Annotated in this window: 16 protein-coding genes, 1 tRNA gene and 1 pseudogene; 11 read left to right on the top strand and 7 right to left on the bottom strand. The window is 67.3% G+C overall.

From position 1 onward, the window contains the following. Positions 1-579: 579 nt before the first annotated feature. The 5 genes and pseudogenes from I6J71_RS36665 (at position 580) to I6J71_RS36645 (ending at position 4,095) form a co-directional block, all read left to right on the top strand. On the top strand, positions 580-942 hold the full coding sequence (locus I6J71_RS36665; protein ID WP_204091047.1) for a hypothetical protein: 363 nt from the start codon (positions 580-582) through the stop codon (positions 940-942). Between the two features lie 296 nt (positions 943-1,238). After that, complete coding sequence (locus tag I6J71_RS36660) at positions 1,239-1,532, top strand: hypothetical protein (RefSeq protein ID WP_239154115.1); 294 nt, start codon at positions 1,239-1,241, stop codon at positions 1,530-1,532. After that, positions 1,525-2,681, top strand: a pseudogene (locus I6J71_RS36655) (putative T7SS-secreted protein). The gene I6J71_RS36660 and the pseudogene I6J71_RS36655 overlap by 8 nt, the downstream one beginning before the upstream one ends. After that, positions 2,678-2,947 (top strand): hypothetical protein, encoded by a 270-nt coding sequence (locus I6J71_RS36650; protein ID WP_204091044.1) that lies wholly within the window; start codon positions 2,678-2,680, stop codon positions 2,945-2,947. The pseudogene I6J71_RS36655 and the gene I6J71_RS36650 overlap by 4 nt, the downstream one beginning before the upstream one ends. Positions 2,948-3,021: 74 nt before the next feature. Next, on the top strand, positions 3,022-4,095 hold the full coding sequence (locus I6J71_RS36645) for an IS630 family transposase (protein ID WP_204091043.1): 1,074 nt from the start codon (positions 3,022-3,024) through the stop codon (positions 4,093-4,095). Here the strand turns inward: I6J71_RS36645 and I6J71_RS36640 are convergent. After that, on the bottom strand, positions 4,078-4,467 hold the full coding sequence (locus I6J71_RS36640) for a transposase (protein WP_239154114.1): 390 nt from the start codon (positions 4,465-4,467) through the stop codon (positions 4,078-4,080). The genes I6J71_RS36645 and I6J71_RS36640 overlap by 18 nt on opposite strands. 194 nt (positions 4,468-4,661) lie before the next feature. On the opposite strand from I6J71_RS36640, the gene I6J71_RS36635 reads away from it, so the two are divergent. Continuing rightward, positions 4,662-5,345, top strand: a complete 684-nt coding sequence (locus tag I6J71_RS36635) for a hypothetical protein (RefSeq protein WP_204091042.1) — start codon at positions 4,662-4,664, stop codon at positions 5,343-5,345. Here the strand turns inward: I6J71_RS36635 and I6J71_RS36630 are convergent. The 4 genes from I6J71_RS36630 to I6J71_RS36615 all read right to left on the bottom strand — a co-directional run bounded on the left by I6J71_RS36630 (position 5,323) and on the right by I6J71_RS36615 (position 7,405). Further along, positions 5,323-5,721, bottom strand: a complete 399-nt coding sequence (locus I6J71_RS36630; protein WP_204091041.1) for a hypothetical protein — start codon at positions 5,719-5,721, stop codon at positions 5,323-5,325. The two genes, I6J71_RS36635 and I6J71_RS36630, sit on opposite strands and share 23 nt — an antisense overlap. A 77-nt stretch (positions 5,722-5,798) precedes the next feature. Beyond that, positions 5,799-6,677, bottom strand: coding sequence for an IS3 family transposase (locus tag I6J71_RS36625; protein WP_204091040.1), 879 nt, complete (start codon positions 6,675-6,677; stop codon positions 5,799-5,801). A gap of 11 nt (positions 6,678-6,688) precedes the next feature. Continuing rightward, positions 6,689-6,994, bottom strand: a complete 306-nt coding sequence (locus I6J71_RS36620; RefSeq protein ID WP_204091039.1) for a transposase — start codon at positions 6,992-6,994, stop codon at positions 6,689-6,691. 240 nt (positions 6,995-7,234) lie between these two features. After that, the gene (locus tag I6J71_RS36615) at positions 7,235-7,405 is read right to left on the bottom strand and encodes a hypothetical protein (protein ID WP_204091038.1); all 171 of its coding nucleotides are present in this window, start codon (positions 7,403-7,405) and stop codon (positions 7,235-7,237) included. A 748-nt stretch (positions 7,406-8,153) separates the two neighbouring features. On the opposite strand from I6J71_RS36615, the gene I6J71_RS49270 reads away from it, so the two are divergent. Then, complete coding sequence (locus I6J71_RS49270; RefSeq protein ID WP_239154113.1) at positions 8,154-9,026, top strand: alpha/beta fold hydrolase; 873 nt, start codon at positions 8,154-8,156, stop codon at positions 9,024-9,026. Positions 9,027-9,803: 777 nt separating this feature from the next. Here the strand turns inward: I6J71_RS49270 and I6J71_RS36605 are convergent. Continuing rightward, positions 9,804-9,876: transfer RNA gene (locus I6J71_RS36605), tRNA-Ala, on the bottom strand. Positions 9,877-10,295: 419 nt separating this feature from the next. On the opposite strand from I6J71_RS36605, the gene I6J71_RS36600 reads away from it, so the two are divergent. Continuing rightward, positions 10,296-12,503 (top strand): RICIN domain-containing protein, encoded by a 2,208-nt coding sequence (locus tag I6J71_RS36600; RefSeq protein WP_370542020.1) that lies wholly within the window; start codon positions 10,296-10,298, stop codon positions 12,501-12,503. Positions 12,504-12,604: 101 nt separating this feature from the next. Here the strand turns inward: I6J71_RS36600 and I6J71_RS36595 are convergent, their stop codons facing one another. Beyond that, complete coding sequence (locus tag I6J71_RS36595; protein ID WP_204091036.1) at positions 12,605-13,003, bottom strand: ester cyclase; 399 nt, start codon at positions 13,001-13,003, stop codon at positions 12,605-12,607. Between the two features lie 78 nt (positions 13,004-13,081). Here I6J71_RS36595 and I6J71_RS36590 point away from each other — a divergent pair, with 78 nt between their 5' ends. From I6J71_RS36590 to I6J71_RS36580, 3 genes are all read left to right on the top strand, one after another. Continuing rightward, entirely contained in the window at positions 13,082-14,254 is a 1,173-nt protein-coding gene (locus I6J71_RS36590) for a sigma-70 family RNA polymerase sigma factor (protein WP_204091035.1), read from the top strand. A 128-nt stretch (positions 14,255-14,382) separates the two neighbouring features. Further along, positions 14,383-16,035 (top strand): FAD-dependent oxidoreductase, encoded by a 1,653-nt coding sequence (locus I6J71_RS36585; RefSeq protein WP_204091034.1) that lies wholly within the window; start codon positions 14,383-14,385, stop codon positions 16,033-16,035. Further along, positions 16,032-17,468 carry an ATP-binding protein gene (locus I6J71_RS36580; RefSeq protein ID WP_204091033.1) on the top strand — a complete coding sequence of 479 codons (1,437 nt, stop codon included), beginning with the start codon at positions 16,032-16,034 and terminating at the stop codon, positions 17,466-17,468. Before I6J71_RS36585 ends, I6J71_RS36580 begins: the two co-directional genes overlap by 4 nt. Positions 17,469-17,557 lie beyond the last annotated feature (89 nt).

Genomic DNA, 17,557 nt, shown 5'->3' with positions numbered 1-17,557 from the left:
GACCCAGCCTGCGACCAGGTCAGCAGGTGGAGTGAGGCCAGCAGCCTCTTCTTGCTCGTCGTGGGCATCGGTGTCACTGGTGGAACTCACCTCGACTGCCTTCCCCCGTTGCAAACTCGGGCCTGGGGTGAGCGGTTGGAGGTTGTGATGGCGCGGGTGGAGCAGGTTGGAATCGGGTCGTGGCGGTGCGGTATCGGCGGTCGGGGCCGGCTGTGGGGTCGGTGTCGGGGTCTGGGTCACGGCGTGATGCGTTGGCGTATGCGGCTGGATTGGAGACGGCTCGGCGCCGCCAGGTGTGGATTGATCCGGTTGACAGTGCGGTGACGGTGGGGGAGTGGGTGGGGCGGTGGCTCCACCCACTGGATTTGGATCCGCGCACGGTGGAGAGTTACCGCAGTCGCCTGAGGTGTCACATTTTGCCGCGGTTTGGTGTCGTGGCGTTGGGTGCGGTGACGCCGTTGGGGTGGCTGAATGGATTCGAGATCTGCAGCACGCGGGCTTCGCGCCGGCGGCGGTGCATGGTTTGGTCAATCTGTTGCCGATGATTTTCGCTGATGCGGTGAACGAACAGTTGATCCCGTGTACTCCGGTTCGTCGTCGGCGGAGGCGTGGCCGGCGGGCGCGCGCGGTGACGGCGGAGCGGGTGTGGGCGATGCCGGAGGACGTGGTGCCATCGCCGATCAGGCAGGCGTTCTGGGTGGTCCGATCGCGCGGCTGCTGGCGATCACTGCTGAGTGGACGGGCTGCCGGTGGGGTGAGTTGGCGGGTCTGTGTCGCGAGAATGTCGATGGGCAACGCGGTGTGCTGGTGATCGATCCGTTGGTGGGGTCGTTGCACAAGTCGGGTTCGGTCCGATGGTTGGGTCCGCCGAAGACGCCGTCGTCCGCGAGCACGGTCTCGTTGCCGCTGTTTCTGGTGAAGTTGCTCCGTGCGCATCTCTAAACCCATCCGTACCGGTTTGTGTTCACGACGCCGAGTGGTTGCCGGGTGTGGCGTTCGACGGTCCTGCGGCGGGTGTTCCGGCCGGCGGTGGACAGCACAGGACCTGGTGCTCGCGTTGGGTGTGTGCAGGTACGACCGGGTTTGACGTTCCATGGGTTGCGCCACAGCCACAAACCTGGCTGATCGCCGGTGGACACCGGACATCGCGCAGGCCCGGCGGCTCGGCCACCACCCCGACAACCGCGAGCATTTGCTGAGGGGGAGCTGCGGTGGATGGGTCTGGGTTTCACGTCGATGTGGACAAGCTTGATGAGGCCGCAAGCGGCATCAGGCAGTGCGTGGATGATCAGGAGAATTTCGAGCTTCGCGGGCTCTGCGGCGAAAGCAGTCTATACGGGCATGGTGGTGTGCACGACGCGTTGATGGACTTCTGCGTGCGCTGGAGTGACGGGCTCGACACGCTCACCGACGATGCCGGCGCCATCGCGGACACGCTCTCCCGCGCGACTCAGGCATACCGCGCGATCGACGAAGCAGCCACCCGCTCGTTGAAGACTGATCCAGCCGTGGGAGCAGTCAACGATGGCTGAACTGGGACAGACCCAGGATCCAGCCGAGCTGGTGCCGGGTAAGCCACAGGCCATCGAAGACAACGTTCGAGTGTTGCGTGCTCGCGCCGACCGGGCGGGCCGCGCGTCCGACGGTCTCAAAGCGATCGATACGGGAGCCTGGACCGGACCGGCGGCGCATGCATTCCACGACAAGTTCTCCTACGAACCGGGCAAGTGGTACGCCGCCGCCGACTCGCTGCTGTCCGCAGCCGATGCCCTGGACCACTACGCCAGCACGCTGCGCTGGGCTCAAGGCAGGCGACCGAGGCGATCGCCGCGTGGAATCAGGCCCAGGCCGCCACCCAGCGCGCACAGGCCCAGCACGACCAAGCTGCGGCACAAGCAGCCGCCAACGGCGAACCGACCCCGGGATTCACAGATCCCGGCACGGCGTCTCGTCAGGCCGCCCAAGACATTCTCAACCGCGCCCGTGCCCAGCTCACTGAAGTCGGTGACACCGTCGCGGGCGCCATCAGCGATGCCGCCAGCGGAGCACCCCAGGACTCCAGTTGGCTCGACGACGCGGGAAACTTCCTCGCCGACGCCGGCGGCTACCTCGTCAACTTCTCGGCCTCCATCGGCAACGCCATCCTGAACCACCCCGGAGATGCGCTGACCGCCGCAGCCGGAATCGGGCTCACCGTCATCAGCTCGGCCGGGGAAGGGCTTGGTGGCCTCCTGGATGCCACCGGTGCGGGCGCCGTCGCTGGTGTGCCGCTGAACGTGGTCTCCGCGGCGGGGATAGCTGCGGGCGTCTCCATGACCGGTGTTGGTGCCATGAACATGGCAGTCCACGCCGCAGGCGACGACCGGGTATCACCGGCGAACACCAACCACGGCAGCAGCCCCGCGCCGGCCGAGACCGAACCGCCGTTCCCAGCGCCCAAGGAGATCACCGGCAAGACCGCGCACGGTGAGGAGCAAATGGCCACCCGCGACGGACACGGCGTGAACGACGCCGCCGCCCACGACGCGGTCAAAAACCCCGTCATACCCCCGAAATACCGGTCCGACGCCTACGGTGGCGCTTACCGCTTCACTGGAAAGGACGCGGTGGTGAACCTCAACAAAGATGGAAAGGTCGTCACTGCGTGGGCCCGCACCCAAGCCGGCTGGAGGAAGCCGTGAACAGCGTCATCGATACCCTCCCGGACGAATTCCGGGACATCATCATCAGCTTGCTTGCAGAACGAGACCCCGAGCTGCTGGCTGCCCTTCGGGCACAGGAAAAGCCGACCATGGACCAGCAAGAAGCAGTGATTGACGCCTTAGCCGACGCCTTCTCCGAGCACCTGGGGCCCGGCCAGGAACCCACGCCCCAGGGGGTCCTCATCGACAACGCGCTCGGCGCTTTCCTCACGAAATGGCCATCTGAGGTCATTCTCGAGGAGTAACTGAGATGTGACTGTGCGCGCTAGTGTCGCGTGTCGTTAGTTGTTTGACGGTTGGGTGGGTGTCAGAATGCGGTATGGCGAATCGACCGGCTGCCGCGCTGTCTCTTCGTGATGGTGATCGTGAGCGGTTGCTGTCGTTGACCAGGAGTTCGTCGGTGCGGGCGGGCCTGGCGCAGCGGGCGCGGATCGTGCTGCTGGCCGCCGAGGGCGTGGCGAACAGTGTGATCGCCGAACGGGTCGGGGTGTCGCGGCCGACCGTGATCGGCTGGCGGGAACGTTATGAGGGTGGTGGGATCGACGGCCTGCACGACGAGGCGCGCTCGGGGCGGCCCCGGCTGGTGGACCATCGAGAGATCGTTGCGGCCACGCTGAAGCCGCCGCCGAAGAAGCTCGGCGTGACGCACTGGTCGAGCCGGCTGCTGGCCGCCCGGCTGCGGATCAGCAACGGCACGGTGGCCCGCGCGTGGCGGGACTACGGGGTGCAGCCTTGGCGGAGCGAGACGTTCAAGTTCTCCACCGACCCAGAGCTGGTCGCCAAGGTCACCGACGTGGTGGGGTTGTATCTGGCGCCGCCGGAGAACGCGATCGTGCTCTGTGTCGACGAGAAGTCCCAGGTCCAAGCGTTGGACCGGACCCAGCCAATGCTGCCGATGCAACCTGGACAGGTCGAGCGGCGCACCCACGACTATGTCCGGCACGGCACCACCACCCTGTTCGCCGCGCTGGAAATCGCCACCGGCAAGGTCACTGGCGCAGTCAAACCGCGGCACCGGCACCAGGAGTTCCTGGTATTCCTCAAACAGCTCGCCCGCGCCTACCCCGACGACGAGCTACACCTGGTGATGGACAACTACGCCACGCACAAGCGTCCCGAGATCCGCGACTGGCTCGCGGCGAACCCGCGAATCCACGTCCATTTCACCCCGACCTCAGGCTCCTGGCTCAACCTGGTCGAGGTCTGGTTCGGCATCATCGAACGCCAAACCATCCGCCGCGGCAGCTTCCGCTCCGTCCACGACCTCAACGCCAAGATCCGCGCCTTCATCGACGGCTGGAACGAACGCTGCCACCCCTTCATCTGGACCAAAACCGCCGACGAGATCCTCAAGAAGTCCAACCGTCAGACCACTTCAAACACAGACGACTAGTGCCTCGTCAAGCAACGTTGGGTAGGTAATCGGGTCGGCGGATCTTGGAGTGGATGGCGAAGCGGCGTTTGGGATGGGCTCGCTGGTTCGCCAGCGGAGGTAGCGGGCGATCGCGCGCTCCTGGGCGGTGTGACTGGGGTAGTCGCTGCCGTCGAGAGTGAAGTAGCGCAGCGCGGTGAACTCGCGTTCGATCCAGTTCAACCACGAGGCGTTGCTCGGTGTGAACACCAGTTCCACTTCGTTGGCCTGGCACCAGTCAGTGATCTCAGCTTTCTTGTGCGGGGAGAGGTTGTCGCACACGAGGTAGAGCTGCCAGTCGAGCAGGGCATCGACGGCGTCGAGCGCCGCCCGGCCTGCCGGAGTGAGGGCCACGACCACGCCGGTGGCTACCGGGGATCTGCTCACCGGCAGGTAGGGCGGACGCGTGAATGCCTCGAGGAAGCCCTGCGCCCCGTAGTCGGTGGCGAGAATGCGGCACAGCTGTGGAGCGGGCGACCGAGTGTCCCCGCCGAGGTGACGCGTCGAGGACTCCCCCGAAGTGCTCCTCCCACAACCGCAGGCTCGCCATGTACGAGTACACCTCTCCGGTCAGCCCGTGTCGGCGCAGCAGCCGCTGTTTCGCCGCCTGCATGTCCGTCAGGGCGCCGGCAGAGCGGGCAGCAGCACCGGCGGGCCGCGCGGCCGGCAGGATCGCCGACGTCGAACTCGTACCCGTGGTCGCCGGCATGCCCGTCGGGGAGCAGGCAGGGCTCGGTGTCGCCGAGCGCGTCCGGCCCGGACTCGGCCGGGCATGGCACGCGGATCCGCAGGTCACGGCCGGCGGCGTGATCGTCATGATCCCAGCACGGCCACCACTCGTTGTCGTTGTCCTGCTGGCCCGGCGTCTCGTGCAGCCCGCCGTGCCCAGGCTGCAGCTCGCACCAGCGCAGCAGCTCGACGTCGTGCACACCGCCAGGCAGAAATCGCAGGAACTCGAACTCGTCGTGGGTGAACAGCGTCGCCGCCCCGCAGCCTTTGTGCCGCCTGCCCATGAGCGCGCACCGGGCCTCGACGGCCCGAACCCGCCTCGGCGCTGCTCGGCAGAAAGCACGTCCATGTTCACCGTGGTCCTGCCCTCGCCAGAGGCGTCTCTTCTACAACAGTCGGCGCGTGGCGAGGGGGGACCCGTCCGTCTGACGACAGACGGGTCCCCGCTCGCTCAGCCCGCAACCCTGACGCGGGTGTGGTTCATGCGGCCTCGGGAAGTCTGATCCTCGCAGCGTTGCGACATTCATCGAGACGCTGCCACTGCTCCGCCACTTGCACGATCTGGCGGTAGGGGACCGCGCACGACTCGAGAAGCCGGACGAGCTGCGCAGGCTTGCGGGGCAGGGAGTTCCGTGCTGGATCGATGAGGTAGTACAGCTGGCTGCGGTTCAGCAGCGACTGCGCGGCCAGGTACCTCTTCGGCTGACCTGATGCGTCGACCGCGTGCCGCAGTACCGCGGCCAGCTCGGCGTTCGTGGCGATCGCCAGCATCTCGTCGGGCAACGGCAGTGGCGTCGGAGCCCACACACGCATGTTCGGCATAGCCGATATCACACGTTGCAGATCTACCAGGTGTTCCTTCTGCTGGAACAACGGCATGCCGATCAGCCGCAGGATCCGGGCAAGCGCGGGACAGGAAAGCAGGTTGAGGTTCCCCCGTTCGGCCGGAGAGCGAATTATCTGGTTCCGGCGGGGACGGGTTGATGGTAGCTGGCCTCGTACTCGGCGGGCGAGCGCCAGCCCAGCTTCTTCTGTATCCGCTGGGTGTTGTACCACCCATCGATGTAGGCGAACAGGGCGTTCTCGGCTTCTTCCCTTGTCCGCCAACTGGTTCGATAGACCAACTCGGTCTTGAGCGTGGAGAAGAAGTTCTCCATCAACGCGTTGTCGTAACTGTCGCCGACCGTTCCCATCGACTGCGCGATCCCGTTGTCCGCCAACCGATTCGAGAACCGGAACGCCGTATAGGTCGATCCTCTGTCCGAATGGTGGACCAACTGGCCCTCCCGGACCTGCCGTGACCACACCGCATACTCCAGCGCGCCGAGCACCAGCTCGGTGTCGCAGCGATCCGAGCACTTCCAGCCCACGATCCGGTTGGAGAACGCATCCCGGACCGCAGCGAGCCAAAACACCCCCTGACCAGTGACAATCCGGGTCGCGTCGGCCACCCACAACCGATTCGGCTCGACCGTGGTGAAGTCCCGGTTGACCAGGTCCGGCGCCGGCGTGGCCCGCCGATCCTGCCGGGTGGAGCCGACTCGCCGCTTCTTGCGCAGGAACGCGCCCTGCAACCCGGCCTGGCGCCTCAACCGCTCCACCCGCTTGCGGCCCACCGCGATGCCCCGGCGGCGCAGCATCGCGTGCACCCGCGGCGCACCGTAGGTACCGCCCGAGCAGGTGTGAATCTCGACGATCTCGGCCAGCAGGCCGTCGTCGGCCGCCCGCCGGGCCGAGGGCTGTTTCGCCTGCTTGAGCCACCCGTAGAAGGTCGAGGACGCGATGCCCAAGACCCGTAGGACGAGACCGACCGGGTGCTGCGGGTGTTCGTGCACGAACCGCAGGATCACCTCCGGGTCTGGCCGATCTCGGAGGCGAAATACGCACTCGCATCACGCAGCACGGCGTTGATCCGCTCCAGCTCCGCGACCCGCCTGCGCAGCTGCTTGTTCTCCTCGAGCATCTCGCTGGTCGGCCGGTCGGCCCGCTCGCCGCGGTCGGCTTCGTCCTGGCGGATCCAGTTCCGCAACGCCTCGTGATGCACACCGAGTTGCTCAGCCAGCTTGCGGATCACCGGCTTCGGATCAGACTCGCGGTAGAGCCGGACCGCGCGGGCCCGCAGCTCGTCGGGGTACTTCTTCGGTGCTGCCACTGTCGCGCTCCTTCCGGTCCTATCGGACCACGGCTTGGAGCTCTCCGTGAAAGCGGGGGAACCTCAGGTGCCGTCCGTCGAGGAAGCCCTGAATCGCGTCAAGAGGGAACGAGGTCCAGCGAGCGACGTCCTCGACGCCCGCACCAGCGTCACTGATCTCTGCCTGTACCAAGAACGGCAGAACGCGGGCGACCCGAACGGTTTCGTTCCAGGACAGCGCAATCGGCTGCTTTTGGCCGGTCACAGGTTCTTCCCCGCCCAGCGCAGAGCCCCCACGAATGCGCGCGGAAGCCCGGTGAGACCTTGGCTGAGGCTGACCGCAGCCGCGTCGGCGCTGGGAATCGCCCAGGGCTGATAGCCGCGCATGATCAACCAGGCGGTGAAAACGAATACGGAAATCGCCAGCAGCACCGCAGGGAACGTCTGGCATGCGTGGTCCGACACAGGCCCGGGCTGGGCTACAGCGGTGCGAGGTGATACGACCGTCAATGCGCACTCCTGAGGTTGACAATGAGCCGCCCAGCTCAGTGCGCCGGGCGACATTTCGACGTGGCCCGAGACGAATACGTCTCCAACTTCGCGAGAATGGGATTGCCTTCCCTCTCCCGCGGACCTCGATATCCGCACCGAATCCGTCGAGGCCGAAGCCAGGATCTCACGCCGAACCGACACACTCGAGCCCGCCACAAGCCTGCATCGACCGCCGTCACCCCTTTGGCCGAACGTGTCCAACTTCCGAAGGGAGGCAAGCCCGTTGACAGTTAAATTGTCCGCATACCACATTTTTGCAGCTAGAACACCCTGAGCTCGTGTCGAACTCCTCTGGCCAAACGTGTACGCTATCGACTACAGTCCAGTTATCACAGGTCGAGGAAAAATTTCTCGACCGGGCGTGTCATCCTGAGCGACGCTATTCGACGTGGCCCGCACACAGGACTACCGTGTCTTGCCGTTGCCTCGGCAAGACACGAACACGAAGCCCCGGCAGGCAGCCTGCTGGGGCTTCGCGCGTTCCACGGAAAGAAGTTTGCGGATATGCCTGACCTGCGGCGATCCGCACTGAAGCGCACACACCCCTCCGCCTCGCCCACCCCGCTCGTGTTTCAGTGAGCCGGCTGGGGCGGTCCGTTCGAAGAGCGTTTCGAACTGGCCGGAGGCGTTGCGGGTCTATCTGGGAATCGAGCGGTGGCTGGTGTGGGGTGGCTCGTGGGGCGTCACGCTCGCGCTGGCCTACGCGCAGGCGCATCCGGAACGGGTGACCGAAATGGTGCTAAAAGCCGTGACCACCGGCGACCGGCGCGACTGGCTCACTCGTGACATGGGGCGCATTTTCCCGCGCGAGTGGGAACGGTTCCACGACGGCGAACCCGCCGCCGAACGCGATCGCGATCTCTCGGCCGCCTACAGTCGGCTGCTCCACGATCCCGACCCCGAGGTCCGGGCCAAGGCCGCACGCAGGTGGTGCGAGTGGGAGGACACCTACATGTCCCTGGCCCCCGACGCCGCACCGTTCTTGTCGGTCGCCGACCAGTCATTTCAGCTGGCCTTCGCGCGCATCGTGACCCACTACTGGTCCCACGGCTGCTTTCTGGACGAGGGGCAGCTCCTGTGCGACATCAAGCGGCTCCACCGGATTCCGGCCGTGTTGATCCAAGGACGTTACGACGTCATGGGAGTTGCCGATGGGCACGCCGTACCGGACCGCGATTCGCACAAGGAGCTTCTCGACGGTGCTTGCAGACAAGCCGTAGCCGGCCGGAAGATCCGAGTCGAGACGATCGAACAGGCTGCCCGACCAGCCGTTCTTGAGGCGGATATCCCGCCATCGCCGACCGTCGAACGAGGCTGGATCGTAGTGGAACGCCTGCAGGTCTGCCTGGTTGACCCGCAGCAGCGTTACGATGCCGGAGACAATCTGATGCCGGGATCGAGGCCGTCGCGCCAACGTGTCTCGTTTTCGACCCGAAGATCCGAGGCTGATTTGCCGATGTACACGACCGCGTCCTCTGGGCTGGGCGTGTGCCATACGTAGAGGTTGCCGCCGTTGCCGGTCTTGCGGAGGTCGACGCCGACTCGCTCGGCTGCCTCGATCAGCTTGTGCACAGGAAGAGTCGCGACCACCGTGCAATATCTACCACAGCATGCCTGGACGTACAGCCGTTTCTCGGGGCGGGCGTCCCGCGTTCGCAGCGGGAAGTGGGGTGTAGCCGAGGCGGCGCGTCAACCTGATCCAGGCGCGTGCGGTGCGGCCGAGGTCCCAGCCGAGTTCGGTGGGCCCGGCGGAGAAGCCGTAGCTGGGAGGGACGGCAGCACGTCGTGGCCGTCGTTCGTGGCCGGGTCGGTGTGCGCGCTGAGGGAATCGAGCAGTTCCATCACCGAGCCGGCCCCGTGCGTCGTGATCATCGGCAGGGCGTCTCGTGGGGTGAGCGCACGTGCAGAAAGCAGATGTTCACGCCGTCGATGATCATGATCAGTCGGACCGGGCCCCAGGCCGTGAACGGCCGGTTGGCCGAGCAAAGTTCGCCGCGTGCGTGCTGAACGACTTCACCATCTGGGAGCCGACTCGACTCGATCGGCGGCGAGATCGCTGCTGGCGCCGACGAAAATGACTCTGAAGGTTCACCCATCAGGACGACGTCGTCAGGGTTGATGCAGGTTGCGCCCGCAACGCCTTCGTACGGGCTGCTCCAGTTTTGCTCCAGTTTCCGTCACTCAACCGAACTTGACCAAGCAAAAACTCGAACTTTGGTGGAACGAAAAAACCGCCCTACCTGGATCATTAGATCCGGTGGGCGGTGTTTCGTCACAGTGGAGCTAAGGGGACTCGAACCCCTGACCCCCTCACTGCCAGTGAGGTGCGCTACCAGCTGCGCCATAGCCCCGAAGCGAAGGTGAACTCCGCATCTCGTGTGAACACACAGTACACCGGGCACCGGAGGGCCCCTGCAGGGGGGTGGCCTAGGAGGCTCGTATTCGCGAAACCCCAGGTCACCGTAGGTCACGGCGAGTCACGAAGGCCGCCGCCAGGGAGGCCGGGGCCGCCCGAGGTGCGCTTGCCGCCGCCGGCGTCCTTGCGGAGATCGCCGAAGACGTCATGAACCCGCAGGCCCGCCGCGCTTTCATGACTTATTTTTAGCTGTGTATTGACTCCCGGTGTGGGCCCGGTTACATTTTCCCGCGGTTGTGACGCCGAGGTCCCCGCCCGCTACGCCGCGTCTTCATCCCTGGGTACGAGCCTTGCCGTTTCCTGCTCGTCGAACGCCGCGGTGCGGCGGAGGAGGTTCCGATGGGGGTGCGGAGAGTGGGCAGTCTGTTGCTGTCCGCGTTGACGGTCGTCGCAGGGTACGCGGCGCTCGTCCACCCGGCTCAGGCACAAACGCAAGCCCCAGCCCAAACCCAGGCCATCGCGCCCGATCAATGGGTCACGGTGAAGGCCGTGAACAGCGGGAAGTGCGTGGACGCCAAAGCGGCCGGCAGCGCGAACGGCACGGTGGTGCAGCAGTACAGCTGCAACCAGACCGGGTCGCAGGTCTGGCAGTTCCAGCCGACCAGCGACGGGTACTTCCGGGTGAACTCGCAGCTCAACGCGGCCCAGTCGTGGGACGTCACGAACGTCTCGAAAGCAGACGGCGGGCTCGTGCAGCTCTGGTCGTATTCGAACGGTCTGAACCAGCAGTGGCAGCCGGTGCCGGAGGCGAGTGGTTCGTACCACTTCGTGAACCGCAACAGCGGCAAGTGTCTCGACGTGCCGGGCGCGTCGACGGCGGACAGCGTGCAGCTGCAGCAGTACGCCTGTAATGGCACCGGTGCTCAATCGTTCATGATTACCCCCGTGGGTGGCACTACTCCTCCGAGCTCGGACCAGCCGGACTTCGGCCCGAACGTCGTGATCTTCGACCCGTCGATGTCCAGCGCGAGCATCCAGAGCAGGCTCAACAGCATCTTCAGCCAGCAAGAGAAAAACCAGTTCGGCAGCCAGCGCTATGCCGTGATGTTCAAGCCGGGCACGTACGCCAACGACGTGAACGTCGGCTTCTACACGCAGGTGCTGGGCCTGGGCCTCAACCCCGACGCGGTGACGATCAACGGTGCCGTGCACGTGGAGGCCGACTGGTTCCCGCCGCAGAACGCGACGCAGAACTTCTGGCGTGGCGCCGAGAACCTGTCGGTGAACCCGACCGGCGGCGCCGACCGGTGGGCCGTGTCGCAGGCGGCGCCGTACCGGCGCATGCACGTGCGCGGTGACCTGCAGCTCGACGACGGTGGCTGGGCCAGCGGCGGCTGGATCTCCGACTCCAAGATCGACGGCCAGGTCCGCTCCGGTTCGCAGCAGCAGTGGATCTCGCGCGATTCGCAGTTCGGCAGCTGGAACGGCGCCAACTGGAACATGGTGTTCGTCGGCGTGAACGGCGCGCCGCAGAACACGTTCCCGAGCCCGCCCTACACCACGGTCGGCCAGGCGCCCGTGGTCCGGGAGAAGCCGTTCCTCTACCTCGACAACGCCGGCACGTACCAGGTGTTCGTCCCGGCGTTGCGCACCAACACGTCCGGCACCTCCTGGGCCAACGGCACCGCACCCGGCTCGTCGATCCCGATCGACCAGTTCTACATCGCCAAGCCGGGCGCGACGGCCGCGGACATGAACGCCGCGCTCGCGGCGGGCAAGAACCTGCTGATCACACCCGGGGTCTACCACCTCGACCAGACCCTGCACGTGACCCGGCCCGACACCGTCGTGCTCGGCCTCGGCATCGCGACCCTGGTGCCCGACAACGGCATCACCGCGATGAACGTCGACGACGTCAACGGCGTGAAGGTGGCCGGTCTGCTCATCGACGCCGGCACGACGAACTCGAACACGCTCATGCAGGTCGGTGCGGCCGGCTCGGACGCCGAGCACTCGGCCGACCCGACGTCGCTGCACGACGTGTTCTTCCGCATCGGCGGCGCCGCTGTCGGCAAGGCGACCACGAGCCTGGTGGTGAACAGCAACAACGTGATCGGCGACCACATGTGGATCTGGCGCGCCGACCACGCTGCGAACAACAGCTTCGTCGGCTGGACCACCAACACCGCCGACACCGGCCTCGTCGTCAACGGCGACAACGTGACGATGTACGGCCTGTTCGTCGAGCACTACCAGAAGACGCAGGTCGTCTGGAACGGCAACGGCGGGCGCACGTACTTCTTCCAGAACGAGATGCCCTACGACGTACCCAACCAGGCGTCCTGGATGAACGGCTCCACGCAAGGGTTCTCCGCGTACGAGGTCGGGCCGAACGTCACCAGCCACGAAGCGTGGGGCCTCGGCAGCTACTGCTTCTTCAACACCAACCCGTCGGTGGCCAGCGCCCACGCCTACGAGGCGCCGAACACACCGGGCGTGCGGTTCCACGACATGGTCACCGTGTCGCTGAACTACGCGGGCACGATCACCCACGTCATCAACACCACGGGCGCGACCACGCCGCCGGGCACCAAGCCCGTCAACCTGGTCAGCTATCCCTAGACAGCCGGTGCGCGCCGTGGTGGCGGCCGCGGCGCGCACCGGTCCCTCACTTCCGTCGGAGATGCCCAGTTGCCGGCGACTGGGCGGCTTTCGTGACCCCGTCAGGCTCCGGTGACCTGCCGGATCAGGCCGTGGAAGTCGAGCTGCGGCCACAGCTCGGCGATGCGGCCGTCGCGCAGGCCGAAGACGACGGTGGCGCCCATGCGGATCGCCTTGCCGGTGGCCGGGGTGCCGAGGAAGTCGCCGTCGTGGGTGCCGGTCATCGTCCAGCGGACAGCGGCCTTGTCGCCGTCGACCAGGATGTCGTCCACGTGCAGCACGGCGTCGGAGAACGACTCGTGCACGATCCGGTCCGCGCCGGCGACGGCTTCGCGAGCCGGCTCGTCGGTGGGGCCGTGGTTCACGGCGTCGGGGGTCAGCAGCTCGTCGATCAGGTCGAAGCGGCGGCCGTTGAACAGCTCGGCGTAGAAGCGTTCGACTGTTTCGCGGGTGGTGGGCACGAGGTTCACCTCTCTAGGGTGGTGGTGGGTTCGGTCTTCCTGCGCAGGTGCAGTGAGGACTGAACAGGGGAGCGCGTTGTGACAACCGACCACTTCACCGGCGAACGCGGCCGGCTCTTCGGCCTGGCCTACCGCCTGCTCGGCTCGGCCGAAGACGCCGAGGACACCGTGCAGGACGCCTACCTGCGCTGGCAGCGAGCCGACCACGCCGCGATCGCCGCGCCCGGCGCGTGGCTCACGAAGGCCGTGACGAACCTCTGCCTCACCCGGCTCACCTCCGCGCACGCCCGGCACGAGACCGCCGCCGGTGAACTGCCGGAGCCCGTCCTGACCGGCGACGGGGAGCTGGGCCCGCTGGAGACGGTCGAGCAACGCGAGTCGGTGTCGTTCGCCATGCTCGTGCTGCTGCGCGCGCTCACGCCGGTGGAGCGCGCGGTGTTCGTGCTGCGTTCGGCGTTCGGTTATCCGTACCCGGAGCTCGCGCGGCTGCTCGACCTCACCGAAGCCAACGCCCGCCAGCTCCACAGCCGCGCCCGCCGCCGCGTCGACGCAGGCGAGACCCGCTTCCCCACTTCCGACGCCGGTTCGATGCGGCTCACCGAGAGCTTCATGACGGCCGTCCGCTCGGGCCGGCTCTCGGCGCTGGAAGACCTGCTCGTGGCCGACATCGCGACCTGGATGGACCTGCCGGACGGGGAACACGTGCACGTGCGCGGCCGCGCCGCGGTCCGCCGCAACGCCGCGTCGACGCTCGCCCGCTTCGCCTCGGTCTCCGACTTCCTGCTCACGGAGGTCAACGGCGCCCCGGGCATCCTCTTCCTCTCCGGCGGCGCCGTCGTCGGCCTCACCGTGGTCGAAACGCGCGACGGGCGCATCTCGGCCTTGCGCACGGTCGCCGACCCGGCCCGGCTGGGGTACCTGCGCACGCAGTTCAGCCGGCGGGCGTTGCGCCGCCATCTGGTCACCGCCGTCCGCGACCTCGCGCGCCCGGCTGCGGAACAGGTGGAGCTGCTGGTGAAGCAGGGACTGGGCAACGCCGATGAGCTGGCGTTGGAGTTCGACGGCTGCTTCGCGCCGCTGAAGGACGTCCTGCCCGCCGAGACCGCCGAGGTGCTCGGCGAGCTCGACGCCCTGCTGGACGACCTGAGCGGGCCGACCGGACCGTGGTCGTTCGAGGCGCTGGCCGCTGCGCCGGAGTGGGAGCGGGTGCGGGCGCTGGCGACGCGAGCGCTCGCGCTGCCGGCGGGGTAGCCCGTGGCACGAGTGGACCGTTCGCTCAGGGAGATCCGGACTCGATCCGCAGGTGGAGGGTGAGCTGGAGCAAGTCCAGCTCGCGCGAGCGTTCTCGGTGCCCGACCGCAAGCCGTAGGCTGTCGTCTGTGAGCCAGCCGATCCTGATGACCGTCGACGACGACCCCGCGGTGTCGCGGTCGGTCGCGCGAGACCTGCGTCGCCGTTACGGCAAGGACTACCGCGTGATCCGTGCCGACTCCGGGGCCGACGCGCTCGACGCCCTGCGAGAGATCAAGCTGCGCGGCGACGCCGTCGCGGCGATCCTCGCCGACTACCGCATGCCCCACATGGACGGGATCTCATTCCTCGAGAAGGCGATGGACCTGTTCCCGAACGCCCGGCGCGCGCTGCTGACCGCGTACGCCGACACTGATGCGGCCATCCAGGCCATCAACGTGGTCGACGTCGACCACTACCTCCTCAAGCCGTGGGACCCGCCGGAGGAGAAGCTGTACCCGGTGATCGACTCCCTGGTCGAGACGTGGCTCGCGGTCGGTGACAAGTCCGTCGAGGAGACCAAGCTCGTCGGCCACCGGTACTCGGCGCCGTCGTTCAAGGTGCGCGACTTCCTCGCCCGCAACGCGGTGCCGTACCGCTGGTACTCCGTGGACGACGAGGAGGGCGGCCGCATCCTGCAGGCCGCGGGTGCCGCCGAGACGGACATCCCCGTGGTCGTCACACCCGACGGCACCGTGCTGAAGCAGCCGACCGGCAGCGAAATCGCCGACGCTGTGGGCTTGTCGACGCGGCCGGCGCAGGAGTTCTACGACCTCGTGGTGATCGGCGGTGGACCTGCCGGCCTCGGCGCTGCCGTGTACGGCGCGTCGGAGGGCCTGCGGACGGTGCTCGTCGAGCGCAAGGCGACCGGCGGCCAGGCGGGCACGAGCTCCCGCATCGAGAACTACCTCGGTTTCCCCGACGGCGTGTCCGGCGCGCAGCTCACCGACCGCGCCCGCCGGCAGGCGCAGAAGTTCGGCGCCGAGGTGCTGACCGCCCGCGACGTGGTGGGGCTGGAGGTGCGCGGGTCGAGCCGGGTCGTCACGTTCGGCGACGGGTCGGAGATCGCCGCCCACTCCGTGATCCTCGCGAGCGGCGTCACCTACCGCGCGCACGAGGCCACGGGCATGGCGAGGCTCACCGGCAGCGGTGTCTACTACGGCTCCGCGGCCACCGAGGCGCCGGAGTGCAAGGGCCAGCACGTGTACATCGTCGGCGGGGCCAACTCGGCGGGTCAGGCGGCGGTGTTCTTCGCGCGGCACGCCAGCGAGGTGTCGCTGCTCGTGCGCGGCGAGTCACTCGAGAAGTCGATGTCGCACTACCTGATCGAGCAGATCGCGGGCATCGAGAACATCACCGTGCGCACCGGCACCACGGTCGTCGAGGCCCACGGCACCGACCACCTCGAGGGCATCACCCTGTGCCACGGCGACAAGACCGAGCGGGTCGACACCGGGCACCTGTTCATCTTCATCGGCGCCGCCCCGCGCACCGACTGGCTGGGCGACACGATCCAGCGTGACGACCACGGGTTCGTCCGCACGGGGCCCGACCTCGTCGACGAGGGGCGCCGGCCGCCGGGCTGGCCGCTCGATCGCGACCCCTACCACCTGGAGTCGTCGGTGCCCGGCGTGTTCGTGGCCGGCGACGTCCGATCGCAGTCGGTCAAGCGCGTGGCCTCCGCCGTCGGCGAAGGGGCCATGGCCGTGACCCTGGTCCACCGCTACCTGGAGGAGCAGTGAAGGAGCCCGCACTGCCGCGAGAAGAACTCCGCGGCCTCTTCCTGTTCGAGCACCTGTCCGACGAGCAGCTCGACTGGATCGACGAGCACGCCGTGCTGGAGCACTACGCCGGCGACACCGCCGTGATCCGCGAGGGCGAGCCGGCCACGTGCTTCTACATCCTGCTCTCCGGCGCGCTGCGAATGACGCGGCTCGTGAGCGGCGCCGAAGTCGAGGTCAAGCGCTCCGATCAGCGCGGCTCGTACTGCGGTGCCACGCAGTTCTTCGTGCACCAGGAGAACGAGCACGCCTACAGCGCCACGGTGTACGCGGTGAGCGACCTGACGTTCCTCACGCTGCCCGCCGCGGAGTTCGCCATCGAGTTCCGCAAGTGGTTCCCGATGGCGGCGCACCTGCTCGAGGGCATGTACCTGGGTTGGCGCAACACCGACACCGTCGTCTCGTCGCGGCGGCGGCTGCTCGCGCTGGGCGAGCTGTCGGCCGGCCTCACCCACGAGCTCAACAACCCGGCCGCGGCCGCGGTGCGCGCCACGGCGTCGCTGCGCGAACGCGTGGCCGGCATGCGCCACAAGCTGGCCATGCTGGCGAAGAAGGACATCGACCCGGACCTGCTCGAGCAGCTGCTCGACGTGCAGGAGCAGCTGGTGAAGCAGGTCGGTGACGCGCCCAAGCTCACCGCCATGCAGCAAGCCGACCGGGAAGACGAGATCGGCGACTGGTTCGACGACCACGACATCGACCAGGGCTGGGACCTCGCCGCGACGTTCGTCGCCGCCGGCCTGCGCGCGGAAAACCTCGACGGTGTGCTGGAGTCCGTCGGCGAAGGTCTCATCGACGGAGCCGTGCGCTGGCTCGCGTACGCGCTCGAGACCGAGATCCTCATGGGCGAGATCGAGGATTCGACCACGCGCATCTCGGCGCTCGTGGGCGCCGCGAAGCAGTACTCGCAGATGGACCGCGCGCCGCACCAGTGGATCGACGTCCACGAAGGACTCGACTCCACGCTGGTGATGCTCTCGGGCAAGATCGGGCCGGGTATCGAGGTCGTCAAGCAGTACGACCGCAGCATCGACCGCATCCCCGCCTACGCCGCCGAGCTGAACCAGGTGTGGACCAACGTCATCGACAACGCACTCGGCGCCATGGGCGGCGTCGAAGGCGCGGGCAAGCTGACCCTGCGCACGTGGCAGGAGGGCAAGCAGATCCGCGTCGAAATCGGCGACACGGGCCCCGGCATCCCCGAAGAGGTGCGGCAGCGCATCTTCGAACCGTTCTTCACCACGAAGGGCGTCGGCGAGGGCACGGGTCTCGGCCTGGACATCTCGTGGCGCATCGTGGTCGAACGGCACTCGGGCGACATCAAGGTGACCTCCGAGCCGGGCGACACGCGGTTCGAGATCTGCTTGCCGATCGAGGAGCAGGCTTCGCTCTGACACCCACACCGGGCGCCCCGGGACCACGGCAGAAATGCCGTCGGTTCCGGGGCGCCGGTGCGTGATTTCCCTTCCACCGCACCGCCGAG

This window comes from Amycolatopsis sp. FDAARGOS 1241, assembly GCF_016889705.1.
Taxonomy (GTDB): Bacteria; Actinomycetota; Actinomycetes; order Mycobacteriales; family Pseudonocardiaceae; genus Amycolatopsis.
This window is presented reverse-complemented; position numbering and strand designations above follow the sequence as displayed.

Coding starts and splice junctions, on each gene's coding strand:
- I6J71_RS36645 (WP_204091043.1), top strand. CDS start 3,022: ATGGCGAATCGACCGGCTGCCGCGCTGTCTCTTCGTGATGGTGATCGT.
- I6J71_RS36635 (WP_204091042.1), top strand. CDS start 4,662: ATGTACGAGTACACCTCTCCGGTCAGCCCGTGTCGGCGCAGCAGCCGC.
- I6J71_RS36630 (WP_204091041.1), bottom strand. CDS start 5,721: ATGCCGTTGTTCCAGCAGAAGGAACACCTGGTAGATCTGCAACGTGTG.